At 59.1% G+C, this 23,749-nt stretch carries 23 protein-coding genes and 1 tRNA gene; 7 read left to right on the top strand and 17 right to left on the bottom strand.

From position 1 onward, the window contains the following. Nucleotides 1–16: 16 nt before the first annotated feature. The 17 genes from nuoK to rpsO form a co-directional block, all read right to left on the bottom strand. The gene (gene nuoK / locus ACK543_RS14955; RefSeq protein ID WP_069105211.1) at nt 17–325 is read right to left on the bottom strand and encodes an NADH-quinone oxidoreductase subunit NuoK; all 309 of its coding nucleotides are present in this window, start codon (nt 323–325) and stop codon (nt 17–19) included. After that, nucleotides 322–990: an NADH-quinone oxidoreductase subunit J gene (locus tag ACK543_RS14950; RefSeq protein ID WP_409943619.1), complete on the bottom strand. Its 669-nt coding sequence runs from the start codon at nt 988–990 to the stop codon at nt 322–324. Before ACK543_RS14950 ends, nuoK begins: the two co-directional genes overlap by 4 nt. Nucleotides 991–1,040: 50 nt before the next feature. Beyond that, on the bottom strand, nt 1,041–1,553 hold the full coding sequence (gene nuoI, locus ACK543_RS14945; protein WP_409943618.1) for an NADH-quinone oxidoreductase subunit NuoI: 513 nt from the start codon (nt 1,551–1,553) through the stop codon (nt 1,041–1,043). A 12-nt stretch (nt 1,554–1,565) separates the two neighbouring features. Then, nucleotides 1,566–2,648 carry an NADH-quinone oxidoreductase subunit NuoH gene (gene nuoH, locus ACK543_RS14940; protein WP_409943617.1) on the bottom strand — a complete coding sequence of 361 codons (1,083 nt, stop codon included), beginning with the start codon at nt 2,646–2,648 and terminating at the stop codon, nt 1,566–1,568. Continuing rightward, the gene (gene nuoG / locus ACK543_RS14935) at nt 2,645–4,777 is read right to left on the bottom strand and encodes an NADH-quinone oxidoreductase subunit NuoG (RefSeq protein WP_409943616.1); all 2,133 of its coding nucleotides are present in this window, start codon (nt 4,775–4,777) and stop codon (nt 2,645–2,647) included. Before nuoG ends, nuoH begins: the two co-directional genes overlap by 4 nt. A gap of 14 nt (nt 4,778–4,791) precedes the next feature. Next, a complete protein-coding gene (gene nuoF, locus ACK543_RS14930; protein ID WP_409943630.1) occupies nt 4,792–6,147 on the bottom strand; it encodes an NADH-quinone oxidoreductase subunit NuoF in 1,356 nt (451 codons plus the stop codon). Further along, nucleotides 6,147–6,662: an NADH-quinone oxidoreductase subunit NuoE gene (gene nuoE, locus ACK543_RS14925; protein WP_409943615.1), complete on the bottom strand. Its 516-nt coding sequence runs from the start codon at nt 6,660–6,662 to the stop codon at nt 6,147–6,149. Before nuoE ends, nuoF begins: the two co-directional genes overlap by 1 nt. Then, nucleotides 6,659–7,912, bottom strand: coding sequence for an NADH-quinone oxidoreductase subunit D (locus tag ACK543_RS14920; protein ID WP_409943614.1), 1,254 nt, complete (start codon nt 7,910–7,912; stop codon nt 6,659–6,661). The genes nuoE and ACK543_RS14920 overlap by 4 nt, the downstream gene beginning before the upstream one ends. Before the next feature lie 27 nt (nt 7,913–7,939). Further along, the gene (locus ACK543_RS14915; protein ID WP_409943613.1) at nt 7,940–8,548 is read right to left on the bottom strand and encodes an NADH-quinone oxidoreductase subunit C; all 609 of its coding nucleotides are present in this window, start codon (nt 8,546–8,548) and stop codon (nt 7,940–7,942) included. Between the two features lie 10 nt (nt 8,549–8,558). Beyond that, nucleotides 8,559–9,038, bottom strand: coding sequence for a NuoB/complex I 20 kDa subunit family protein (locus tag ACK543_RS14910; protein WP_007849129.1), 480 nt, complete (start codon nt 9,036–9,038; stop codon nt 8,559–8,561). Between the two features lie 24 nt (nt 9,039–9,062). Beyond that, nucleotides 9,063–9,422, bottom strand: a complete 360-nt coding sequence (locus tag ACK543_RS14905) for an NADH-quinone oxidoreductase subunit A (protein WP_409943612.1) — start codon at nt 9,420–9,422, stop codon at nt 9,063–9,065. Between the two features lie 70 nt (nt 9,423–9,492). Then, a tRNA-Leu gene (locus ACK543_RS14900) sits at nt 9,493–9,577 on the bottom strand. Between the two features lie 115 nt (nt 9,578–9,692). Further along, on the bottom strand, nt 9,693–10,058 hold the full coding sequence (secG, locus tag ACK543_RS14895; protein WP_409943611.1) for a preprotein translocase subunit SecG: 366 nt from the start codon (nt 10,056–10,058) through the stop codon (nt 9,693–9,695). 42 nt (nt 10,059–10,100) lie between these two features. Next, a complete protein-coding gene (gene tpiA / locus ACK543_RS14890) occupies nt 10,101–10,850 on the bottom strand; it encodes a triose-phosphate isomerase (RefSeq protein WP_409943610.1) in 750 nt (249 codons plus the stop codon). Nucleotides 10,851–10,855: 5 nt separating this feature from the next. After that, the gene (locus tag ACK543_RS14885; protein ID WP_409943609.1) at nt 10,856–11,854 is read right to left on the bottom strand and encodes an NAD(P)H-quinone oxidoreductase; all 999 of its coding nucleotides are present in this window, start codon (nt 11,852–11,854) and stop codon (nt 10,856–10,858) included. Between the two features lie 140 nt (nt 11,855–11,994). Then, nucleotides 11,995–14,190, bottom strand: a complete 2,196-nt coding sequence (gene pnp, locus ACK543_RS14880) for a polyribonucleotide nucleotidyltransferase (protein WP_409943608.1) — start codon at nt 14,188–14,190, stop codon at nt 11,995–11,997. Nucleotides 14,191–14,397: 207 nt separating this feature from the next. After that, nucleotides 14,398–14,664, bottom strand: a complete 267-nt coding sequence (gene rpsO, locus ACK543_RS14875; protein WP_005793232.1) for a 30S ribosomal protein S15 — start codon at nt 14,662–14,664, stop codon at nt 14,398–14,400. 616 nt (nt 14,665–15,280) lie between these two features. On the opposite strand from rpsO, the gene ACK543_RS14870 reads away from it, so the two are divergent. The 7 genes from ACK543_RS14870 (at nt 15,281) to ribD (ending at nt 23,532) form a co-directional block, all read left to right on the top strand. Next, entirely contained in the window at nt 15,281–15,889 is a 609-nt protein-coding gene (locus tag ACK543_RS14870) for a GspH/FimT family pseudopilin (RefSeq protein WP_409943607.1), read from the top strand. Nucleotides 15,890–15,894: 5 nt separating this feature from the next. After that, nucleotides 15,895–16,557: a type IV pilus modification protein PilV gene (gene pilV, locus ACK543_RS14865; RefSeq protein WP_409943606.1), complete on the top strand. Its 663-nt coding sequence runs from the start codon at nt 15,895–15,897 to the stop codon at nt 16,555–16,557. Between the two features lie 46 nt (nt 16,558–16,603). Beyond that, complete coding sequence (locus ACK543_RS14860) at nt 16,604–17,500, top strand: PilW family protein (protein WP_409943605.1); 897 nt, start codon at nt 16,604–16,606, stop codon at nt 17,498–17,500. Between the two features lie 29 nt (nt 17,501–17,529). Next, entirely contained in the window at nt 17,530–18,336 is an 807-nt protein-coding gene (locus ACK543_RS14855; protein WP_409943629.1) for a PilX N-terminal domain-containing pilus assembly protein, read from the top strand. 81 nt (nt 18,337–18,417) lie between these two features. Then, a complete protein-coding gene (locus ACK543_RS14850; protein WP_409943604.1) occupies nt 18,418–21,945 on the top strand; it encodes a pilus assembly protein in 3,528 nt (1,175 codons plus the stop codon). A gap of 29 nt (nt 21,946–21,974) precedes the next feature. Continuing rightward, nucleotides 21,975–22,397 (top strand): type IV pilin protein, encoded by a 423-nt coding sequence (locus ACK543_RS14845; RefSeq protein ID WP_409943603.1) that lies wholly within the window; start codon nt 21,975–21,977, stop codon nt 22,395–22,397. 25 nt (nt 22,398–22,422) lie between these two features. Beyond that, nucleotides 22,423–23,532, top strand: coding sequence for a bifunctional diaminohydroxyphosphoribosylaminopyrimidine deaminase/5-amino-6-(5-phosphoribosylamino)uracil reductase RibD (gene ribD, locus ACK543_RS14840; RefSeq protein WP_409943602.1), 1,110 nt, complete (start codon nt 22,423–22,425; stop codon nt 23,530–23,532). Nucleotides 23,533–23,749 lie beyond the last annotated feature (217 nt).

The following is a 23,749-nucleotide window of genomic DNA, read 5'->3' as shown; positions in this document are numbered from 1 at the left end:
GAATACCGGTGGCTCATCAACCCTTGAGGGTGTTGAGGTCTTCAGCGTTGATGCTGGTCTTATTGCGGAACAGCAGCACCAGGATGGCCAGCCCGATCGCCGATTCGGCCGCAGCCACGGTCAGGATGAAGAAGACGAACACCTGCCCGTGCATGTCACCGAGGTAGTACGAAAACGCCACGAAATTCATGTTGACCGCCAGCAGCATCAGTTCGATGGCCATCAGCAGCACAATGAGGTTCTTACGGTTGAGGAAGATGCCGATCACGGAAAGCGCAAACAGCATCGCTCCCAAAGAGAGGAAATGGCCCAGCGTCAGCGTCATGCTTTCTTCTCCTCGGCTACGGCCTGTGCAGGCTCTTGCGCCGGCGGCTTTTGCGTTGCGGCGACCTTGATCACTTCAAGACGGTCGCTGGCGCGCACACGGATCTGCATCGAAGCATTGATCGCCTTGCTGTCCTTGCGCTGGCGCAGCGTCAGGGCAATGGCCGCAATCATGGCGACCAACAAAATCACGGCTGCAATTTCAACGGGGTAGAGATACTCGGTGTACAGGAGCTTGCCAAGCGACTTGGTGTTCGAGTACTGCACCGCCTGCCCTGCTGCGTCGACGACAGGCGCGAAGGCCTTGGGCTCCTCCATCCCGCGAAAGCCACCCATCAGCACCGCAGCCATTTCAAGGGCGATCAATGCACCGACCGTTGCCGCCAGCGGAAAGTGCTTCCAAAACCCCTTGCGCACGGTGTCGATATGAATATCAAGCATCATCACAACGAAGAGGAACAGCACCATCACCGCGCCCAGGTAAACAAGGACCAGCGCAATCGCCAGGAACTCTGCCTTGAGCAGCAGCCACACTGCGGCTGCCTGCGAGAACGCAAGGATGAGATAGAGCACTGCATGCACGGGATTGCGCGCAGTGATCACCCGGAAAGCCGCAAACAGCAGCACGACCGAGAAGAGGTAGAAGAAACCGGTCTTGGCGTCCATGAATCGGGTCTTTATAGAAGTTCTGGCAGGAAGGCAGTACCCAGCGCCGTTCAGCGGTACTTGGCGTCGGCAGCCTTGGCCGCAGCAATCTCACCTTCATACCGGTCACCCACGGCCAGCAACATGTCCTTCGTGAAATACAGATCACCGCGCTTTTCGCCGTGGTATTCGAGGATCTGCGTCTCGACGATGGAATCGACCGGGCAGCTCTCTTCACAGAAGCCACAGAAGATGCACTTGGTCAGGTCGATGTCATAGCGCGTGGTACGGCGCGAGCCGTCTTCGCGCACATCGGACTCGATGGTGATCGCCAGTGCCGGACACACGGCCTCACAGAGCTTGCAGGCGATGCAGCGTTCTTCGCCGTTCTCGTAGCGGCGCAACGCATGCAGCCCGCGAAAACGCGGTGACAGGGGCGTCTTTTCTTCCGGAAACTGGACGGTCACCTTTCGACGGAAGGCATACCGGCCGGTCAGGGCCATCCCTTTGAGCAGCTCCACCAGCATGAAGCTCTTGAAGAAGTCTTTGAGCGAGAAGGGAGCAGCAGCAGCAACAGCAGTCATTTCGCGTTCCGCCTATTTCCAGATATTCCAGGGCGAGAGCAGCCACCCGCCAACAATGAGCAAATACACCAGGGTCACTGGGATGAAGATCTTCCAGCCCAGACGCATGATCTGGTCATACCGGAAGCGGGGAAAGGTTGCCCGGATCCAGATGAACATCGAAACCACAAGAAACGTCTTGAGACCCAGCCAGATCCAGCCAGGAATCGCGTTGAAAACGGCGCTGTCGATCGGGGGCAGCCAGCCGCCCAGGAACATGATGGCGGCCAGAATTGACACCAGCCACATGCTGGCGTACTCAGCCAGGAAGAAGATGGCAAACCCCATGCCCGAATACTCCACCATGTGGCCGGCAACAATCTCTGCCTCACCCTCGACAACGTCGAAAGGATGGCGGTTGGTTTCCGCAACGCCTGAAATCAGGTACACGAGGAAGATGGGCAAGAGCGGAAGCCAGTTCCAGGACAGGAAAGTCAAACCTTCCTCAGCGGCCATGCCCCTGCCTTGGCTCATCACGATTTCCGTCAGGTTCATGCTGCCAGACACCATGATGACCACCAGGAAACAAAACCCCATGGCGATTTCGTAGCTCACCATTTGGGCCGATGCGCGCAGCGCACCCAGGAAGGCGTACTTCGAGTTGGACGCCCAACCAGCAATGATCACCCCGTACACCTCAATGGAGGTGATGGCCATGACCAACAGCAGGCCCGCGTTCACGTTGGCCAAGGCCACATCCGGTCCAAATGGAATCACAACCCAGGCTGCCAGGGCAGGCATGATGGCCATGATCGGGCCGAGCACGAACAGGCCTTTGCTCGCCGCAGCGGGCTGAATGATTTCCTTGGTCAGCAGCTTGAGCGCATCCGCAATCGGCTGAAGCAGACCGAAGGGCCCCACGCGGTTGGGCCCGTAGCGAACCTGCATGAAGCCCAGCAGCTTGCGCTCCCACAGCGTGAGATAGGCCACAGCGCCCATCAGCGGAGCAAGAATGCAGACGATCTTGATCAGGATCCACAGAACCGGCCAGGCCATGGCAGACCACCAGCCGAACGGAAGGAGGTTCAAGCCCCCGTTGTAAAGCGCGTCGATCATGCGGCCACTCCTTCACGGGCCAGGCGGGCGTCTGCGGTCATTTGCAGCGAGGGCGAACGACGCACCAGACCATCGAGCTGGTAGATGGACGCAACAACCGGGTCGCCCGATGCAGCTACCCGGGCGGGCGCAGCGCTGACGGCGTTCGACAGTTGGGCCTCGGGGATGTGAGTCATCGCGCCCGCAGGGGCGTTCGTGGCACGCACCAGCACGTCGGTCGAGGTTTCAAAATCAAAACCGGCAACACCCAGAAGGTTCGCGAGCACGCGCAGCACCTTCCAGGCAGGGCGAGTGTCGCCCAGCGGACGCACAACGGCGTGGAAGCTTTGCAAACGGCCCTCGGCGTTCACAAACGTGCCCGAAGTTTCGGTGAACGGCGCAATCGGTAGCAGCACGTCGCTGAATTCAAGGTTGCACTTGAAGGGGCTCAAGGTGACAACCATCTGCGCATGCGACAGCGCCTGGGCAGCTTGCTGACCAGCGGCCGAATCCAACACAGGCTCGGTGTTGAGCAACAACGCCGCCTTGAGGCCACCAGCCAGCATGTGGCCGGCATCCATGCCGCCGTTGACGGGGTAGGCTCCAGCAAACTGGGCGCCCACGGTGTTGGCCGCTTCCGTGAGATAGCCCACCGATGCGCCAGTCTGCAAGCCAATCCAGTTGGCGATTGACAAAAGCTCACGGGCCTGCGCGTGGTGGGCAGCAGCGTTACCAAGCAACACCGCTTTGCGTTCTCCACCCAACAGGGACCGTGCGATGGCTTGTGCATTTTCGTCGGCCACTGCTGCGCCTAGAGGGGCAGCAACGCCCTTTTCTTGGGCGACCGCCGAAGCAATGCCCCCCAGCACCGAAACCCAGTGCGCTGCCGGCTGGACCACCGAAAGATGGAGCGGCATGGCCCACTGGGGTTCCTGGGAGCCAACCGATATCACCTGCGCGCCATGTCGGGCAGCCTGTCGCACACGTTGCGCAAACAGGGGGTGATCCTTGCGGAGGTTGGACCCCACAACCAGTACGCGTTGCAGGCGAGACAGCGACGCAACCGAAGTCCCGAGCCAGCGAATACCTTCAGGCGCCGCGAACTCTGCATTGCGCAGGCGGTAGTCAATGTTGTCGCTGCCCAGGCCACGCACCAGGCAAGCGGCAAGGTACAGCTCTTCAAGCGTGCTGTGCGGGCTCACAAGCGCCCCGATGCTCTGGTCACCGTGGTCGTTTCTGATGTTCTTGATGCCATTGGCAACGTACTCAAGCGCCGTTTGCCAGTCCACCGTCTGCCACACCCCGCCTTGCTTGAGCATGGGCTGCGTCAGCCTGTCTTCACTATTGAGCGCCTCGTACGAGAACCGGTCCCGGTCAGCGATCCAGCATTCGTTGACCGCTTCGTTCTCGAGCGGCAGCACCCGCAGAACCTGGTGGTTCTTGACCTGAACAACGAGGTTTGACCCCGTCGAGTCGTGGGGGCTCACCGAGCGGCGGCGGGAGAGCTCCCATGTCCGCGCGCTGTACCGGAAGGGCTTGCTGGTCAGGGCACCCACCGGGCAGATATCGATCATGTTGCCCGACAGTTCGGAGTCCACCGTATCGCCGGTCACCGTCGTGATTTCGGAATGCTCCCCGCGGTGGATCATGCCGAGCTCCATCACACCGGCCACTTCCTGGCCGAAACGCACACAGCGGGTGCAATGGATGCAGCGACTCATCTCCTGCATGGAGATCAGCGGGCCAACGTCCTTGGTGGGAACGACACGCTTTTCTTCAGCGTATCGCGATGATGATCCGCCATAACCCACGGCAAGATCCTGCAGCTGGCATTCGCCGCCCTGGTCGCAAATGGGGCAATCCAGCGGGTGGTTGATGAGCAAAAACTCCATGACCGACTGCTGCGCCTTGAGCGCTTTGTCGCTTTTGGTCCGGACGATCATCCCCTGCGTCACGGGCGTGGCACAGGCGGGCATGGGCTTGGGCGCCTTTTCTACCTCGACCAGGCACATGCGGCAGTTGGCAGCGATGGAGAGCTTCTTGTGATAGCAGAAGTGGGGGATGTAGGTGCCCGCCTTTTCCGCCGCGTGCATCACCATGCAACCTTCGGCGACCTCGACCTTCTGACCGTCTAGTTCTATTTCAACCATATGTTTTCCCGCGATCAGACCGGTGTCGCGGCGTGCGACGCTCCGCTCTGGATCATTGCCTCAAACTCGGGACGGAAGTGTTTGATCATGGCGCGGACCGGCATTGCGGCCGCATCCCCCAGAGCACAGATGGTGCGCCCCTGAATGTTGTCGGCCACCGAGTTGAGCAGATCAAGATCGGCTTCACGCCCGTGGCCGTGTTGGATGCGATCGATCACCCGCCACATCCAGCCCGTACCTTCGCGACAGGGCGTGCATTGGCCACAGGACTCGTGCATGTAGAAATACGACAACCGAAGCAGGCTTTCCACCATGCAGCGCGAATCGTCCATCACGATGACCGCCCCCGAACCCAGCATGGAACCGGCCTTGGCAATGGAGTCATAGTCCATCGTGCACTCCATCATGATGGACGCAGGCAGCACAGGCGAGGATGAGCCGCCAGGGATCACCGCCTTGAGCTGGCGTCCCTTTCGCACGCCACCGGCCAGTTCGAGCAACCTGGAAAAGGGCGTGCCCATGGGTATTTCATAGTTGCCCGGCTTCTCCACATCACCAGACACCGAAAAAATTTTCGTGCCTCCGTTGTTCGGCTTTCCACACGCAAGGTATGCACTTCCGCCATTGCGGATGATCCAAGGCACGGCAGCGAAGGTTTCGGTGTTGTTGATCGTCGTTGGCTTGCCGTACAGACCAAAGCTGGCCGGGAAAGGCGGCTTGAAACGAGGCTGCCCTTTTTTTCCCTCCAGAGACTCAAGCAAGGCCGTTTCTTCGCCACAGATGTACGCGCCAAATCCGTGCGCGGCATGCAACTGAAAGCTGAAACTGCTGCCCAGGATCTTGTCGCCCAGGTACCCCGCGGCACGCGCTTCTTCCAGCGCCTCTTCGAACCGGTCGTAGGTCTGGAAAATTTCGCCGTGGATGTAGTTGTATCCGACCGAAATGCCCATCGCGTAGGCCGCGATGATCATGCCTTCAATCACGATATGCGGATTGAACTGGAGGATGTCCCGGTCCTTGCAGGTACCCGGCTCGCCTTCATCAGAGTTGCAAACCAGGTACTTTTGCCCAGGGAATGAGCGGGGCATGAAGCTCCATTTGAGCCCGGTCGGAAACCCAGCGCCGCCACGGCCGCGCAGAGCGGATTCCTTGACGGTCGCAATCACCTGGTCCTGCGTCAGGCCTTCCGATCCGTCCTTGCCGAGAATGCGACGCAGCGCCTGATAGCCACCCCGGGCCTCGTAGTCTTTGAGGCTCCAGTTGGTACCGTCCAGTCCGGCATAGATCTGCGGCTCAATATGGCGCCCGTGAAAACAGGTCTGTACGCCGGTCGCCTGGAACTGGGAAAGAATTTGTGCTGCGGTGGTCATCACTCGCCCTTTACCTGGGTCGCCGATACAGGTTCGGTGGTGCTGCGAAGCCCGTCGATGAGTTCGTCCAGCTTGCCGTTGTCCATGAAACTGCACATGGAGCGGTCGTTCACCAGCATCACGGGGGCATCGGCACACGCGCCAAGGCACTCGGATTGCTGAAGGGTGAACAGGCCATCTGCGGTGGTCTCGCCCGCCGAAATGCCGAGCTTTTGCTCAAGATGCCGCAGTGCTTTTTGTCCGTCGCGCAGCTGGCAAGGCAGGTTGGTGCACACATTCAGCTTGAACGCACCCACCGGCCGCTGGTTATACATGTTGTAGAAGGTAGTCACTTCGCGCACGGCAATTTGCGGCATGCCCAGGTACTCGGCAATGACCGCCTCGCTGTCTGCGCTGACAAAGCCCTGTTCCTGCTGAACGATCGCCAGGCACGCCATGACGGCCGACTGCTTTTGATCTGCGGGGTACTTGGCCACTTCACGGGCAAAGCGTGCGCGCGTCGCTTCGGTAATCATCGGTCAATCTCTCCGAACACGATATCCATGGTGCCAATGATGGCCACGGCGTCCGCGATCATGTGGCCGCGCGCCATCTCGTCCAGCGTTGCCAGATGGGCGAAACCAGGCGCGCGGATTTTCAAGCGGTAAGGCTTGTTGGCGCCATCACTCACGATGTAAATCCCGAACTCGCCCTTGGGATGCTCTACCGCGGCATAGGCCTCGCCTTCGGGCACGCGAAACCCTTCGGTGAAGAGCTTGAAATGGTGGATCAGCTCCTCCATGTTGGCCTTCATCGACTCACGCGCTGGCGGTGCGACTTTGTGGTTGTCGGTGATCACCGGGCCAGGGTTGGCACGCAGCCAGTCCACGCACTGCTTGATGATGCGGTTGGATTCGCGCATCTCCTGCACACGCACCAGATAGCGGTCATAGCAGTCGCCTGTCTTGCCAACTGGCACGTCGAACTGCACGCGGTCGTACACATCGTAGGGCTGGGCCTTGCGCAGGTCCCAGGCAATTCCGGAACCACGCAGCATCGGGCCTGTCATTCCCAGGTTCAATGCACGCTCGGGCGACACCACACCAATGCCCACGGTGCGCTGCTTCCAGATGCGATTGTCGGTCAGCAGGGTTTCGTATTCGTCCACACAGGCAGGAAACCGGCGCGTGAAATCATCGATGAAATCCAGCAGCGAACCTTGTCGGTTCTGGTTCATCGCCTCCAGCGCCTTGGCGTTCTTGATCTTGCTGACCTTGTACTGCGGCATGCTGTCGGGCAGGTCGCGATAGACGCCACCGGGGCGGAAGTACGCCGCGTGCATCCGTGCGCCCGAGACCGCTTCGTACATGTCAAAGAGATCTTCCCGCTCACGGAACGTGTAGATCAGGATGGTCGAGCTGCCGCAATCATTGCCGTGCGACCCCAGCCACATGAGGTGGTTCAGCAGGCGCGTGATCTCGGAGAACATGACGCGGATGTACTGCGCTCGCTCTGGCACTTGGAGTCCCAGCAGCTTTTCGATGGCCAAGCAGTAGGCATGCTCGTTGCACATCATGGAAACGTAGTCCAGCCGATCCATGTAGGGAAGCGACTGGATGTATGTCTTGTGCTCTGCCAGCTTTTCTGTGGCGCGATGAAGCAGGCCAATGTGGGGATCTGCGCGCTGGACCACCTCGCCATCGAGTTCCAGCACGAGGCGCAACACACCATGCGCGGCCGGATGCTGCGGCCCGAAGTTCAGGGAATAGTTCTTGATTTCAGCCATGACGAATCACAGGAGACGCAACGCGGCTCAGTGCAGGCCTCCATATTTGTCTTCGCGGATGATGCGCGGGGTGATTTCGCGAGGCTCGATGGTCACTGGCTCGTAAATCACACGTTTCTGATCGGCGTCGTACCGCATCTCGACATGCCCCGACAAAGGGAAGTCCTTGCGGAACGGATGCCCGATGAAGCCGTAGTCAGTCAGGATGCGGCGCAGGTCGTTGTGACCATCAAACACGATCCCGAAAAGATCGAAGGCCTCGCGCTCGTACCAGTTGGCAGAGTTCCAAAGGCCCGCCACCGACGGAACCATCGGGAAGTCGTCATCGCTGCAAAACACTTTCACTCGCACGCGCTGATTGAGACTCACCGACAACAGATGCGACACCACGCCGTATCGCGGCCCCTCATTGGGCATGTCGCCGTAGGAGGAGTAATCCACCCCGCACAGGTCAATGAGCTGTTCAAACCGGCAGTCTTGCGCGTCGCGCAGCAGTTGCATCGCCTCCAGGTAGTCCGACGCCGCAACCACCACCGTCACCTCATCGAGCGCCACACTCACTTCACGCACCCTGGAGCCCAGCGCGGCGACGATGTTGTCTTTGAGCTTGTCAGGCCGAATGGCAAATACGGACATCATCAACCCTTCAGACACGCGCAATGGTGTTGGTGCGACGGATCTTCTGCTGCAGCTGAATGATCCCGTAGATCAGCGCTTCTGCCGTGGGTGGACAACCTGGCACATACACGTCCACCGGCACAATGCGATCACATCCACGCACGACCGAATAGCTGTAGTGGTAATAGCCGCCACCGTTGGCGCAAGAGCCCATGGACAGAACCCAGCGGGGCTCTGACATCTGGTCATACACCTTGCGCAACGCGGGTGCCATCTTGTTGCACAGCGTGCCCGCAACGATCATCAAGTCAGACTGACGGGGGCTTGCACGGAAAACCTCTGCACCGAACCGCCCGATGTCGTAGCGCGCAGCAGCCGCATGCATCATCTCCACGGCGCAGCACGCCAGACCAAAGGTCATGGGCCAGAGCGAGCCAGTTTTGGCCCAGTTCACCACCGAGTCGTAACTCGTGGTGATGAAGCCCTCCTTCATTACGCCTTCAATCATTGCATCGTCCTTGTTGCATCCGGCTCATTCCCAATCAAGCGCACCCTTTTTCCACTCATAGGCGAACCCAACAACCAAAATGGCCAGGAAGATGACCACTGCCACGAAACCAGTCATACCGACGTCGTGCAGGGCAATGGCCCACGGAAACAGGAAGGCGATTTCAAGATCGAAAAGAATGAAGAGGATGGCCACAAGGTAGTAGCGCACGTCAAACTTCATGCGCGCGTCTTCGAAAGCCTCGAAGCCGCACTCGTAAGGGGAGTTTTTGGCATCATCCGGCCGGTTCGGACCGAGGATGTAACCTAGCGCCAAGGGGACAACGCCAACAGCGATGCCAACCAAGATGAACAAGAGGACGGGGAGGTACTGATCGAGATTCATCTTGAGGAAGAGCCCACCGCTTTGTGCCAGCCAGGCGCCCTGCGCGGGAACGTGAGGGCAGGCCTTTGTTTGGTGCCGTCGGCGAGACTCGAACTCGCACAGCTTTCGCCACTACCCCCTCAAGATAGCGTGTCTACCAATTTCACCACGACGGCTGAGTTTTCTGCTTCTGGATGGCATGAGGACCTTGCGGTTTTGGCTTTCCAGACAGTCCAACATTTTACCCCGGAAAAACCCTGCTCCAAGCGCGAGCAGGTTTTTTCGTGAAGTTTATTTGGTCGGAATTTGCGCTGCGCCAGAAGCCGCTACCGCAGGGGCCATCGCGGCGTCAGAGGCCGGCGTGACCGGTGCGGGAGCCGCTGCAGGCGTTTCCAGCACACTACCGGAGCCTGCAGGCCTCGCGTTGCCAAAATAGGCCAGCGCGAGGGTCGCCACAAAGAACACAGAAGCAAGCACCGCAGTGGTCCGCGACAGGAAGTTCGCACTTCCGCTGGCGCCAAACAGGCTGCCCGAACTACCGCCGCCAAAGGCCGCGCCCATGTCTGCACCCTTACCGTGCTGGATGAGGATCAGTCCAATCATCCCGAGGGCCGTCAACATCTGTACAGCCAGCACCACATTCACAATAACGTTCATTGCCTGTTCACTCCTGATTGAATAACTCGGGCAGCCTACGCACTAGCGCGCTGCATGGATGATCTGCAAAAAGTCGGCCGCCTTGAGCGACGCGCCGCCAATGAGCCCGCCGTCAACGTCCGGCTGGGCGAGCAGTTGCGCTGCGTTGGCGGCGTTCATGCTTCCGCCGTAGAGCAGTCGAATACGGTCGGGATGTTCGCTGGCAGCGGCCACTTGGGTACGCAACACGGCGTGGACCGCCTGGGCCTGTTCTGGCGATGCAGTGCGCCCCGTGCCAACGGCCCAGACAGGCTCGTACGCCACCACAATCTCGCTGATGCAATGGCCGTTAAGGTGAATAACTGCCGCGAGTTGACGCTTGACCACGGCCTCGGTGTCACCCGCTTCGAACTCTTGCAGCGTCTCGCCCACGCACACAATGGGCGTGATGCCAGCGGCCAGAGCACGTTGCGCCTTGCGTGACACCACAACGTCGGATTCGCCGTGATACTGCCGGCGCTCGGAATGCCCCACCAGCACGTAACGGACTCCAAATTCCTTGAGCATCGATGCAGATACCTCGCCGGTATAGGCTCCTGACTCATGCACAGACACGTCCTGTGCAGCCACTGCGATCGCCGAGCCGGAGACGAGTCTTTCCACCTGAGCAAGATAGGGTGCAGGTACGGCAACCGCGACATCACATTGCGCCTGGTTCAGACCATCCACGACCGCTGTCAGCAACGACTTGTTGGCGGTCAAATTACCGTTCATCTTCCAGTTGCCTGCGATGAGTTTTTTCTTGGAGTGCATTGTTGCTACCACGTCAAAACGATTTTGCCGGTGTGCTCACCGGATTCCATCAGGGCATGCGCCTTGGCCGCTTCAGCCGCAGCAAACGTGCAGTGAATCACGGGCTTGACCACCCCCGCCGCCAGCAGTGGCCACACGCGCTCCCGAAGGGCGCGCGCAATCTCGCCCTTGAATGCAACGGACCGCGGTCGCAGCGTGGAGCCCGTGATGGTCAGGCGGCGACGCAGCAAATGCCCCGCGTTAAACCCACTCTTGACGCCACCCTGGACTGCAATCACCACGATGCGCCCATCCTCGGCAAGGCATTCCACCTCGCGGGCCACATAATCACCAGCCACCATGTCAAGCACCACGTCCACCCCTTTGCCGCCGGTGATGCGCATGGCTTCGGCCACGAAATCCTGCGACCTGTAATTGATCGCATGGTGCGCACCGATCGACAGGCATGCGGCGCACTTGGCATCGCTGCCAGCCGTTGCGACCACCGTCGCACCGAATGCGCGTGCGAGCTGAATGGCCGTCACGCCAATGCCACTGGTACCGCCCTGGATCAGCAAGCTCTCGCCCGGCTTGAGCCGCCCCTGGTCAAACACGTTGCTCCACACAGTAAAAAACGTTTCGGGCAGCGATGCGGCCTCGACATCACTCAGGCCGTCGGGTACCGGTAGACACTGGGCGACCGGGGCAACGCACCACTGCGCATATCCTCCCCCGGCCACCAGGGCGCAGACACGGTCACCCACGCGAATGCCAGCCGCAGCCAATTCAGAGGCATCACCAGACTCCACGACCCCGGCAACCTCCAGCCCCGGCAGGTCCGACGCACCAGGCTGCGGGGCATACTGGCCAAGGCGCTGCAGAACATCGGGTCGATTGATGCCGCTCGCGCTCACGCGGATGAGCAGCTCGCCCGGGCCAGCCTGCGGTACAGGCCGCTCGACAAGGCGCAGGACGTCTGGCGCTCCAAATGAGCTGATTTCTACCGCGTGCATCAAGCCGCTCATGATTTCTTCGAAAGATTTTAGGGCGTCGCGCCTGATAGGCTTACATCAATTGCTATTCATTAAATAGCAAACCTTGACGAAAGAATCTACATTCATCAGCCAGCCTCCTTGCAGGGCTGGCCCACCGACGTCACAACCCGTTACTGCTGTTGCTGCTGCTGTTGCTGCTCGGCAGGGTGGCGCTCGCGGCGGGGTTCGCGGTCACCGCGCTCAGCCGGTGCCGGGCGGTCGCTGCCACCCGCCGGACGGTCCGCCAGCACCTTCATGGACAGCTTCACGCGACCCTTTTCGTCCGTCTCCATGACCTTGACCTTGACGATCTGGCCCTCAGTCAGATAGTCGGAAACCTTTTCCACGCGCTCGTGGGCGATTTGGCTGATATGCAGGAGGCCATCCTTGCCAGGCAGCAGGTTCACCAGTGCCCCAAAATCAAGGATCTTGGTAACAGGGCCTTCATAGATCTTGCCGATCTCGACTTCCGCGGTGATTTGTTCGATGCGGCGCTTGGCCTCATCGGCCTTGGCACTGTCGGTGGCGGCGATCGTGATCGTGCCGTCCTCTTCGATGTTGATCTGGCAGCCTGTTTCCTCGGTCAGTGCACGGATCACAGAACCGCCCTTGCCGATCACATCGCGGATCTTCTCAGGGTTGATCTTCATGGTGTACAGCTTGGGAGCGAAGTTTGACACCTCGGTCTTGGCTTCACCCATGGCTTCCTGCATCTTGCCAAGGATGTGGATCCGGGCTTCCTTGGCCTGCGCCAGGGCGACCTGCATGATCTCCTTGGTAATGCCCTGGATCTTGATGTCCATCTGCAAAGCCGTGATGCCTGCCGTGGTACCAGCGACCTTGAAATCCATGTCGCCCAGGTGATCTTCGTCGCCCAGAATGTCCGTCAGAACAGCAAAACGGTTGGCATCCTTGATCAATCCCATCGCGATGCCCGCGACGTGAGCCTTCATGGGCACGCCAGCGTCCATCAGCGACAGGCAGCCGCCACACACCGAAGCCATTGACGAAGAACCATTGGACTCGGTGATCTCCGACACGACACGCATCGTGTAGGGAAACTCTTCCTTGGTCGGCAGCACGGCGACCAGCGCGCGCTTTGCCAGACGGCCGTGCCCGATTTCGCGCCGCTTGGTCGAGCCCATGCGACCGACTTCGCCGGTTGCGAAGGGAGGCATGTTGTAGTGCATCATGAAGCGGTCCTCGTACTCACCGGCCAGCGCATCAATGCGCTGCGCATCGCGCTCGGTGCCAAGCGTCGTCACCACCAGGGCCTGGGTTTCGCCGCGCGTGAACAGGGACGAACCATGGGCGCGCGGCAGTACGCCTCCGCGGATTTCAATGGGGCGCACCGTGCGGGTGTCGCGACCGTCGATACGGGGTTCACCCGCGAGGATCTGGCTGCGAACGATACCGGCTTCGATATCAAACAGCATGCCCTCGACCTTCACTGCATCGAATTCCACGCCCTCAGCTTTCAACGCCGCCATCACAGACGCATAGGCCTCACGGCAGGCCTGGGTGCGGGCTTGCTTGTTGCGAATCTGATAGGCCGCGCTCAACTTGTCGCCCGCCAGCGTACCCACCTTGGCAATCAGGGCCTCGTCTTTGGCAGGGGCTTCCCACTGCCACACCGGCTTGCCCGCTTCGCGAACCAGCTCATGAATGGCGTTGATGGCCACGTTACCCTGCTGGTGGCCAAACACCACCGCGCCCAGCATGACCTCTTCAGACAACTGCTGCGCCTCGGACTCCACCATCAACACGGCCGCTTCGGTACCTGCAACGACCAGGTCCATCTGCGAATTCTTGCGCGCCGTCTGCCCGGGGTTCAGCACATACTCGCCATTGATATACCCCACGCGGGCAGCACCAATCGGGCCGTTGAACGGAATACCCGAAATGGCGAGGGCCGCGCTCGTCGCGATCAGTGCGGCAATGTCAGCATCCACCTCTGGGTTGAGCGAAACCGTGTGAACCACCACATGGACTTCGTTGAAGAAACCTTCGGGAAACAGCGGGCGGATCGGACGGTCGATCAGGCGACTGGTCAGGGTTTCATGCTCGCTCGGCTTGGCTTCGCGCTTGAAGAAGCTGCCGGGGATCTTGCCCGCAGCGTAAGTCTTTTCGATGTAATCCACCGTCAGCGGAAAGAAGTCTTGGCCGGGCTTGGCCGACTTCGATGCCACCACCGTCGCGAGCACCACGGTATCGTCAATGTTGACGAGCACGGCGCCAGAAGCCTGGCGCGCGATTTCACCAGTTTCCATGATGACGGTCTTGTCACCCCACTGGAACGTCTTGGTGATCTTGTTGAAAATGCTCATATTCAGCTCCTAATTTGTTAACTGGCAGCGAGCTGCCAGAGTGAGACAGGAGACCAATTCAGAACACGATGCCATTCCAGTGGTGCCACGCGCCTCAACCCGGCATGGCACCATTGGAATGACACAGCTTCGCTCTGTTTAGCGTCTCCGAAGTAAAAAACGCCTGAGCTAGCGGACTAACCCAGGCGTTTTTGCGCGCAGTACGGCTTACTTGCGCAGACCCAGCTTGGCGATCAGCGCCGTGTAGCGGTCAGCGTCCTTGGCCTTCAGATAGTCCAGCAGCTTGCGACGACGGCTCACCATGCGCAGCAGGCCACGACGACCGTGGTGGTCCTTGGCATGCGTCTTGAAGTGGGGGGTCAATTCGTTGATGCGAGCGGTCAGCAGGGCCACTTGCACTTCTGGGCTGCCGGTATCGTTGGCGGCACGGGCGTTGGCCTTGACTACTTCGGCCTTGATGGAGGATGCGATCATGGTTTTTCCTAATTTGAGGCCGAACGCAAAGCGCCGGCCCGTGGTTTTTACTTGCGCCAGCAGCTGGAAGGGCCGAAGGCGTGCGTCTTGCACCATGCAAAACCGGCAAATTATAGCCTCTGGAACAATTTGACCTTGCCAACCAACGTGCAATCCAGAAAACTCGCGCTCACCCTCCCAGCCACCTCACACCGAAAGCCTCCGATGACACAGGCCTATGCAAACTCAGCGTGCAGACTTGTCAGCCCTCCTCAAAAGAGCCTCTTTTGTTCCCTATCGGCTATCGCACTCGCCTTGTGCCTGATGGCGAGCCCCGAAATCGCAATGGCCAAAACCACCCAGGACGGCAAACCGGCCTCGACCAGCCGAACCGTGAAGAAAAAAGGCGCGGGCAAGCCCCCCGCCCAACAAAGCTCCTCAGACGAAACACGCGCCGAACGCGATCGCAGGATGTACCGGGAGTGCAAGGGCTTGCCTAACGCCGGGGCCTGCAGAGGCTACACGCAGTAGGCGCCAGACGAGGTGCCCCCCCCAAAGCTGCCGCTCGTCATCAATCGAGCGCCACTCGTCAAGCGCGAACGCACCGCATCAGAACAATCTAAATAGTATTCAAGCCATGCAGATCCTGCACTACTCATCGCCCCCTCGCTCTCAGCGGAACAACCGTAAGACGAGTTCACCGCAAGCCACCCAGGGGTTCACCGTCATTGAGTTGATGGTCGTCGTCTCTATCGTGGCAATTCTTTTGGCTCTGGCAGCACCCAGTTTTTCCCCCATCATTGAGCGGTGGCGCGTGCAACAGACGATCAAAGGCCTTGAATCGACTCTTTATTTCGCACGCTCAGAAGCGATCAAACGGGGGGGCAATGTCTCCATCCGCAAGCACCCCACCGGCACCGACGGATGCTTACTTGCCTCGGGCAACGCAGACTGGGATTGCGGATGGTTCGTGTTTATCGACACCAACAGCAATGGTGTCCAGGATGCAGATGAAGATACCTTGCAAAGCTTTAACACTCCACCAAACATCGACGTGACGCGCACTGCCACCTCTGCAAGCATCCAGTTTGACCGTTGGGGACGAGTCTCAGGCCCCTTTATCGGCTTCAGTCTGGTTCCCCACGGCAAAAACATCTCTGACGTGGCCGCTCGCGGCCTGTGCATGAGTTCCGGGGGGCGTATTCGCACCATAAAACCCGAAGATATGCCATGCACCTCCGGCTAACCCCCATGCAGAAAATTGCCCAACCTCAGCAGCGCGGCATCACACTGATCGAGTCCCTGGTCGCCATCGCGGTTGCCGCGCTGGGTATTCTTGGCGTCATCGGTGCGCAAATGCGAACTCTCAGCGACACACAAACCAGCGTGTACCGTGCGCAAGCGGTCCGCGCGATTGAAGACCTGAGCGAGCGCATGAGAAACCACCCCAATGCGTTGGTAAATATTGGTAGCTACCGCATTGGATGGCGAGTTGGCCCCGCCCCCACCCCTCAAGCCGCGAAACTTTGTGAAGGAGTTACTGAATGCACACCAGCAGAGTTTGCAGCTTATGACTTGCGCGAATGGAAACGCAGCCTGGAGCGCAGCCTTCCGCTGGGAGACGCCACCGTCTTTTTTGCGCCAGCCGAACCCACCGCCGGTAGCCGCCGCCAGCTGGGCGTGTTGATCCGCTGGCGCGAGAACGAGCGCAGCACCAACAACGCTTACCTCGCAGACTTGCTGACCACCGCAGCTAGTTTAGGCGGGGGTGCTGGCACACCTGCCTGCAACGCCAGTGCCTCTTCCTCGCCCAGGTACGCCTGTCACCTTCAATACATCCCAGTTAGCAGTCGCTGTGCCCCTTACTTTACGGGCGCCGCCGTGCAGTACTCCTGCCCTGGCCCCAAGCCCTGAACATGGTTGACCGCAGCCGCTTTTTCTTTTCTTAGGTGAACCTTGCATGAAATATTCCACATCAAGACCCAACACCCAGCACGGCGTGACGTTGGTCGAGCTGCTGGTTGGCATCACGATTGGCTTGTTCACGATCGCCGTGGCGATGGGCGCGCTCATGGTGTCTCGTGTCGTCACAGGCAGCGTGAGTGATGTCAGCGATCTTCAGCAGCAAGCCTCGCACGCATTCCGCGTGATTGGCTCGCAGTTGCGACAGACAGGCTCCATCAGGCTCAAGCTTTCGGCGAACAAATTGGATTCCGATACCAGCCCACCACTGGTGGGGGAGCCCGTGGCGTTTGAGACCGACTTTTCCGATGGGACCAACACGTTCACCCTGGCGACTGATTCACTCAGTGGCCTGGATTCACCGACTGCTAGCGAATACACGCTCACCACCGGCCACCGCAACTTCGCGGAACTCGTGTACTTACGCGCAGACACGACCGCGCCACCAGGCCCGGAATCCGTACTGCGCAACTGCCTGGGGGAGGGGGGTACACCGGCCCTGATTCAAAGCCAGTTTGTCTTGAACGTCGCAACCAACGAATTGCGCTGCGCTGCTAACGGCCAGGAGCAGCCCATTGTTCGGAATGTCGCCAACTTCCAGGTCCGCTACCTGATGCAGACTGCGGCAGGCACGGGCAACCCTAATCTGCGTTATGTCAACGCTGCTACTGTGGGTGCTCCAGGCGCGCCGGGCTGGGCCCAGGTCTTTGCGGTGGAAGTGTGCCTGGTGCTCTACGGCACAGAAAGACTCAATCTGCCCGCAGGCAGCACGTACACAGACTGCGACGGCGCCACTGCAGTGGACCTGACCGCACTGACAGAGCCTCGGAACCAGCGCGCGCACATGGTGTTCCGCAACATCTACCAACTGCGCAGCCAGGGGCTGACAGGCTAACTACCAAACCGCACATTGCAATGCAACGCATGCACTTACCCCCCCCTCCTTCCCCAAAGCAGAAGCATCAAAGCGGCATAGCACTGATTGTCGTATTGATTTTCGTCATGCTCTCGATGCTTTTGGCTTTATGGGCTTCTCGCACGTCGATGTTCAGCGAACTCGTGGTCGGCAACGACGCCGATTACCAGAGGGCTTTTGAGGCCGCGCAGGCTTTAATCCAAGACGCCGAGCTCGATATCCGTGGCGAAAAGGCGGATGGCAGCGATTGCCGGATTCCCACCGCCACCGCATGCCGCGCAGGCAACCCTGCCCTGGCACAAATACCGCTAGAGGCAAAGGATGCGGCAGCGTTGTGGGCCGATTTGGAGAGTATCACCACTGGCCCTCGCTGCTTGAATGCACTTTGCTTGAAGCGCATAGGACGACAGGATTTTTGGAACAATGCCAGCGACAAAACAGACCCTTTGGTCGATTTCACGCTGGCTGAAATGGCTACCAATACCGTGGGTTCGCGGTATGGTCAATATAGCGGTGCTCCACTAAGCTCCAACCCCGACGAGCCCAAAGGGAATCCAATATTGCACGATCGCTCTGCCAACAACCGCGGCGGATGGTATTGGATAGAGGTGTTGCCTTATATACCGGATCCGGACAAATCCACGTTGATTGCCAATGGTTCAAAACACCTGGTTCTGCACATGAACCCTGGCGTAGTGTACCGTATTACCGCCCTCGCGTATGGGCGCAAGGTAAGACGGGTCGGAGGCGTCGACGTACCTGTCACCCAGGTCGTGCTGCAGCAAACCTTCGCGCGCAACAAGCTTAAAGACTAATTTCCATTTAGAAAACGCCAGCCTTTAGGCGCCTGATACAAACGCCAAAATTAACCGCCCTCATTCGATCAGGAGCACATCATGCCCCGAACTACTCGCACCCGTACACATTTTAAAAAGAACCTGATTGCCATGGCGGTAGGCGCCGCGCTCGCGCCCCATGCCAGTTGGGCATTGGATTTTGCACAGTCGCCACCAGGCACCAAAGAGTCTTTTGTGGCGCCTAACATCATCCTCTCGCTTGACGATTCAGGCAGTATGATACTCAGGGATATGTTTGGAGGCACCAAAACCCGCTACCAGGTACTCAAGGAGACACTGATAGATGTTTTCAGCGATACCAATTTGCTTCCTGACGGAAAAATCCGTTTCGCCTGGCAGGCTATGAATAACTGCACGGCAGGGGCTATCGATTTGGGTACCGGGGCGGCCACAGCCACCAGCAACAATGTCATGCGGAGGCTGAATCCGACCCATCGCTCGAATTTCATCTCCTACATGAACAATTTCTCCGTTTGTGGCGCGACGCCTACGCACAAAATGACGGATCACGCAGACCAATATATGCGTGCCCCACTGCACAAAAATGGCCCTTGGGCGTCTGTACCAGGAACCACCAGCGCGCCTTATTTGGGCTGTCGGCGTAACTTCCACATCCTGTTCACCGATGGCGGATGGAACACGGGCCAACGGAGCACTTCCCCCCCCAACTTTGACAACCAAAATACTACTCTCCCAGACGGCACGTCATACAGCAACTTGAACGCAAACACCCGGGTCTATCGGGACACCGAAAATACCAGTACCATTGCCGACTGGGCCTTTAGAAGCTGGTCATCCCCACTGCAATCCAGCGGTCTGACAGGGGCCCCCATCCCACGATCTGACTACAACACAGCTCCGGCCACTGAGACATTTAAGAACCGAGTGACCAACGTCACCACCACCATTGATAAGTATTGGAATCCACGCCACAACCCCGCTACTTGGCCACACATGGTCACCTACACCATTGGCTTTAGCGGAGATGCGCTTCCCCAAAATAACTACAACGACGCTGGTGATCACCAGGGAGCGATCACAACGCCCTCTTCTATGCTGCCGTATGAATATGACGGAAGTTTTGCCGAATATGCCAATGGCGCTTACGCATGGAAGGCTGCATCCAAAGACAGAGGCCACGACATGTGGCATGCCGCATTGAATGGTCGAGGCCGCTTTTATGCGGTGGAAAAGGGCGAAGACCTGGCCGAAGCGTTTCGATCGATCATCGATGACATTAGCTACTCCACTGAGCCTGGTCTCGGCTCGACTGCTACCAGCGGCAGCAACTCCTCGCGAAACGACATTGCCAAGTATATTGCCGGCTACGTGCCGGCAGATGCCTGGAAGGGTTATGTTAACGCTGAAACGGTGAAGCCAGATGGAACCACCGTCCCTGCCGCTGGCTGGTCTGGACAAAGCACCGCGGATAAGCTTGATGCGACGGGATTCAATGTCGATGCACGTGTTGTTCTGAGCTACAGTATTCAGATTGTTAACTCTGTGACCGGGCAGGAGAAAGGCGGCGTTCCTTTCAAATGGGCCACTGACGAAACCAATCTGAGCACAGCACAAAAGGCTTTTCTGAACCTCAATAATGAGGGCAGCAGCGATTCCTTGGGACAGGACCGGCTGAACTACATCCGCGGTGATCGCACCAAGGAGGGCGGAGGCAACCCCTTCCGACAAAGAAAATCGCGCCAGGGCGATATTGTGAATTCGGAGGTGTGGTACACCGGAGCGCCCTCGAGTAATTACGCTTGGAAAGGCTACGCGGCCTTTACTGCGGCGAATAAAACCCGCCTGCCCATGATCTACGTGGGTGGCAACGACGGCATGTTGCATGGCTTTTCGGGAACAGACGGCACTGAAAAGCTGGCCTACGTGCCCAAGGGGGTGATCCCCGCTGTGGGGCGCCTGGCAGACGTCGACTACGATGAAAATCATCGCTATTATGTAGATGGCTCTGCCATGAGTGGTGATGTGGATGTCAACGGAGGTGTTGATGTCGGCGAGCCTGGCTACAGCACTTATGTTCCTGACTGGCGCACCATGCTGGTGGGCACTTTGGGTGCCGGTGGCAAAGGCTACTTTGTGCTGAACATCACCAACCCAAGCAACTTTACGGAAGCCAATGCCCAAAACATCGTGGTGATGGACAAAACCCGGCATGCGAGCGAATCCGTGGCGACGGTCGCGGCTTGCGAAGACGTAACCATTACGCCGGTGGCGAACAAAGAGGCTTGTTTGGCAGCAGCTGATATGGGTCACATCTTCGCCAAGCCTGTGCTCGACGAAAACAACCCACAGCGCACCTCGCAAATTGCGCGATTGAACAACAACCGCTGGGCGGCGGTGATGGGCAACGGCTACAACAGCAAGAGCGAAAGGCCCGTGCTGCTGGTGCAATACCTGGACGGTGACCGAAAACTGTTGCGGCTGGTCGCAACCGGCACGACTGCGACTGGCAGTAGCGCCAACACAACCGAGAATGGTCTTTCTGCACCGCGCCTGCTGGACATCAATGGGGACGGTCGTCCTGATGTGGCGTATGCCGGTGACCTCAAGGGCAACATGTGGAAGTTTTTGATTGCAGACAGTAATGACAGCAATTGGGGCGTGGCGCTCTGGGGTAGCGCAGCCAATACCACGACCAACCACACCACCAACGGCGTGCCGCTTTTCTCGGCCAAGGGCGGTACCGAGACCTCCCCCAATTCACGCACGCTACCGCAGCCCATCACTGTGGCACCCATCGTGCGCGCGAACGACCGCAAGAAGCAAGTCACTGAGTCTGGCGTGACAAAAATGGTGAACGTTACCGGGGTAATGGTGGCGTTTGGCACCGGGCGCAACATCACCAATGACGATCCCCAAAACACTAACAAGCAAACGCTTTACTCCGTGCTGGATAACACGAGTTACAAGCTGATCGGTGTCAAGAAAGACCGCGTCGCAGTATGCACCGACACCTTGGACGCAGACTGCAAGGCACTACTGAAAACGGCGGATGACTTACCGAAATCCGTGATCCAAGCAAATTTGGTTTCTCGCAATGTTTCTTCCACGTCGGTGTTTTCAAGGTCTGGACATAAGTTCTGGACTATCGATGCCTCCACCACGCTGAATTGGTCGACCAACCAAGGCTGGTTCATGGATCTGCCCGAGTCACGCGAACGGCTGCTCAAGCCCCTGGAGTTTTATGACAGCGGCAACATTTTGTCGGCGTTCTCGCAAATCCCTACCAGGAGTGCGCTTGACGCCAGCACAGAGAGCTGCGACGTCGCCTCAGTGATTAAAGGATCTCAGTTCTGGTCCCTGATCAACATCATGGACGGCAAGCGACCAAGCGTGCAGATTATGGATACCAATGGGGATGGCAAATACGTCCTGACCTCTGACAAGGAAGCTTCGCGTGTGTCAGTGGCCGCGGGCTCTCACACATTGGTTCGACGCGGCAACAAAATTCGTCTCACTGGCAAAAAGCAGGATGGTTCTGATGAACATCTGGACAACGCAACGCTCCCAGAGCAGAGCTTGCGCCCAAGCTGGCGGCAATTGCGTTAAGCTTTGACGCCATCAGGAGAGCTTTGTTTATGAAACGACATCAAAAGGGCTTTACGCTCATCGAAATCATGATTGCGGTGGCCATTGTTGGTGTTCTAGCTGCCGTCGCGATGCCGAACTACATCGAAATCATCAGCCGTGGACACCGGGCGGACGCCCGTGCCGGTTTGTTGCAGGCGCGGCAATGGCTTGAGCGAGCATCGACCGCCACGGGCACCTACCCTCTGACGCTTCCGACGGAGCTCACATGGTCAACTGACTCCACGAAACGCTACACCATTGGGTTTCTGGGGGTGAATTCCAATGCCGCGTTCACCCTGGTCGCGACCCGAAAAGATCCAGGTCCTCAGTCAAGCGACCGCTGCGGCGATTTCACCTTGACCCATACGGGAACGCGCAATGCCATTAACCGCGGAGCAGGCACTACTGCCGCCGAGTGCTGGAACCGATAGCCTCTGAGCTACCATCCTGAGGGTCATGTTTCATAAAGCGCCCTCCCACATCCACCAAGCGCTTGGGCTCGCTGCCCAGGCGCTTTGTGTTTCCAACCCCAACCCGCGTGTTGGCTGCGTGCTGGTGTCTCCCGGCGGCGAGGTGATTGGCCAGGGCTCCACCCAGCGCGCGGGCGGGCCGCATGCCGAAGTGATGGCCCTGCGCGATGCCAACGACCGAGGACTGGATACGACAGGTGCCACCGCCTACGTCACGCTGGAGCCCTGCTCCCACCACGGACGCACTGGACCCTGCTGCGATGCGCTGGTGCAGGCCGGTATTGCCAGGGTGGTTGCGTCATTGACGGACCCGAACCCCCTGGTGGGCGGCCGCGGATTTGACCGGCTGCGCGCGGCGGGGGTGGATGTGGTGGTGGGCCCTGGGGCCGAAGAATCTCGCGAACTGAACATCGGTTTTTTCAGCCGCATGGTGAGGGGCACGCCGTGGGTGCGGCTGAAGGTTGCCAGCTCCCTCGACGGCACCACCGCGCTGAACAATGGCGCCAGCCAGTGGATCACGTCACGCGCCGCGCGGGCCGATGGGCATGCGTGGCGGGCCAGGGCGTGCGCCGTGTTGACCGGCATTGGCACGGTGCTGGATGACAACCCCCGGCTTGATGTCCGCGACGCACCCTCGCCGCGCCAGCCCCACGTGGTGGTGGTGGACAGCCGCTTGCAGTTGCCTGCTAACGCCCATGTGCTGATGGAGGGGCGCGATTGCTATGTCTATACAGCCTTCGACGACAAAGCCCGGAAGGCCGAATTGCAGGCCCGTGGGGCCACGGTGATCCGCTTGCCCAATGCAAGCGGCAAGGTGGATCTTTCGGCCATGCTGCTGGACCTTGGCAAGCGTGGCATCAACGAGCTGCATGTCGAGGCCGGGCACAAGCTCAATGGCTCTTTGGTCCGGGAAGGCCTGGTCGATGAACTGCTGTTGTACCTAGCGCCACGGCTTTTGGGCGCGGGACGGGGCATGGCAGACTTTGGCCCGCTCACGGCGTTGGCTGATGGCCTGGCGCTGGACTTCAAGTCGGTGGCCCACCTGGGCGCAGACCTGCGCATCGTGGCGCGCATGCAGGGGCGCGATACTTTTTAACCTAAAAACGGCAGTTGACCGCTTGTCATCTTGGCGCACACCGCGTGGACTCGGGCCTTGGGTTGTTTTTGCAGCTTCACCTTTGGGGTGACAGCGCTATGCACTTGCCAGCACCGCTTTTGGAGCGCCATGCGGTGTTGCTCCTCCTTGCAGGCACGAGCCTGCCGCGTCATCGCGCCTTGCCTGGCGCCCCAACAGCAGCGCTGGCAAATGCATC

Source organism: Acidovorax sp. (assembly GCF_046341535.1).
Lineage (GTDB): Bacteria > Pseudomonadota > Gammaproteobacteria > Burkholderiales > Burkholderiaceae_C > Acidovorax.
Note: the sequence above shows the minus strand (reverse complement) of the source record. Positions and strands in the feature narration are given on the sequence as shown.

Excerpts from the sequence above, each read along its gene's own strand:
- nuoK (WP_069105211.1), bottom strand. The coding sequence starts at position 325 with ATGACGCTGACGCTGGGCCATTTCCTCTCTTTGGGAGCGATGCTGTTT.
- ACK543_RS14950 (WP_409943619.1), bottom strand. The coding sequence starts at position 990 with ATGGACGCCAAGACCGGTTTCTTCTACCTCTTCTCGGTCGTGCTGCTG.
- nuoI (WP_409943618.1), bottom strand. The coding sequence starts at position 1,553 with ATGACTGCTGTTGCTGCTGCTGCTCCCTTCTCGCTCAAAGACTTCTTC.
- nuoH (WP_409943617.1), bottom strand. The coding sequence starts at position 2,648 with ATGATCGACGCGCTTTACAACGGGGGCTTGAACCTCCTTCCGTTCGGC.
- nuoG (WP_409943616.1), bottom strand. The coding sequence starts at position 4,777 with ATGGTTGAAATAGAACTAGACGGTCAGAAGGTCGAGGTCGCCGAAGGT.
- nuoF (WP_409943630.1), bottom strand. The coding sequence starts at position 6,147 with ATGACCACCGCAGCACAAATTCTTTCCCAGTTCCAGGCGACCGGCGTA.
- nuoE (WP_409943615.1), bottom strand. The coding sequence starts at position 6,662 with ATGATTACCGAAGCGACGCGCGCACGCTTTGCCCGTGAAGTGGCCAAG.
- ACK543_RS14920 (WP_409943614.1), bottom strand. The coding sequence starts at position 7,912 with ATGGCTGAAATCAAGAACTATTCCCTGAACTTCGGGCCGCAGCATCCG.
- ACK543_RS14915 (WP_409943613.1), bottom strand. The coding sequence starts at position 8,548 with ATGTCCGTATTTGCCATTCGGCCTGACAAGCTCAAAGACAACATCGTC.
- ACK543_RS14910 (WP_007849129.1), bottom strand. The coding sequence starts at position 9,038 with ATGATTGAAGGCGTAATGAAGGAGGGCTTCATCACCACGAGTTACGAC.
- ACK543_RS14905 (WP_409943612.1), bottom strand. The coding sequence starts at position 9,422 with ATGAATCTCGATCAGTACCTCCCCGTCCTCTTGTTCATCTTGGTTGGC.
- secG (WP_409943611.1), bottom strand. The coding sequence starts at position 10,058 with ATGAACGTTATTGTGAATGTGGTGCTGGCTGTACAGATGTTGACGGCC.
- tpiA (WP_409943610.1), bottom strand. The coding sequence starts at position 10,850 with ATGCACTCCAAGAAAAAACTCATCGCAGGCAACTGGAAGATGAACGGT.
- ACK543_RS14885 (WP_409943609.1), bottom strand. The coding sequence starts at position 11,854 with ATGAGCGGCTTGATGCACGCGGTAGAAATCAGCTCATTTGGAGCGCCA.
- pnp (WP_409943608.1), bottom strand. The coding sequence starts at position 14,190 with ATGAGCATTTTCAACAAGATCACCAAGACGTTCCAGTGGGGTGACAAG.
- rpsO (WP_005793232.1), bottom strand. The coding sequence starts at position 14,664 with ATGATCGCATCCTCCATCAAGGCCGAAGTAGTCAAGGCCAACGCCCGT.
- ACK543_RS14870 (WP_409943607.1), top strand. The coding sequence starts at position 15,281 with ATGCAGATCCTGCACTACTCATCGCCCCCTCGCTCTCAGCGGAACAAC.
- pilV (WP_409943606.1), top strand. The coding sequence starts at position 15,895 with ATGCAGAAAATTGCCCAACCTCAGCAGCGCGGCATCACACTGATCGAG.
- ACK543_RS14860 (WP_409943605.1), top strand. The coding sequence starts at position 16,604 with ATGAAATATTCCACATCAAGACCCAACACCCAGCACGGCGTGACGTTG.
- ACK543_RS14855 (WP_409943629.1), top strand. The coding sequence starts at position 17,530 with ATGCACTTACCCCCCCCTCCTTCCCCAAAGCAGAAGCATCAAAGCGGC.
- ACK543_RS14850 (WP_409943604.1), top strand. The coding sequence starts at position 18,418 with ATGCCCCGAACTACTCGCACCCGTACACATTTTAAAAAGAACCTGATT.
- ACK543_RS14845 (WP_409943603.1), top strand. The coding sequence starts at position 21,975 with ATGAAACGACATCAAAAGGGCTTTACGCTCATCGAAATCATGATTGCG.
- ribD (WP_409943602.1), top strand. The coding sequence starts at position 22,423 with ATGTTTCATAAAGCGCCCTCCCACATCCACCAAGCGCTTGGGCTCGCT.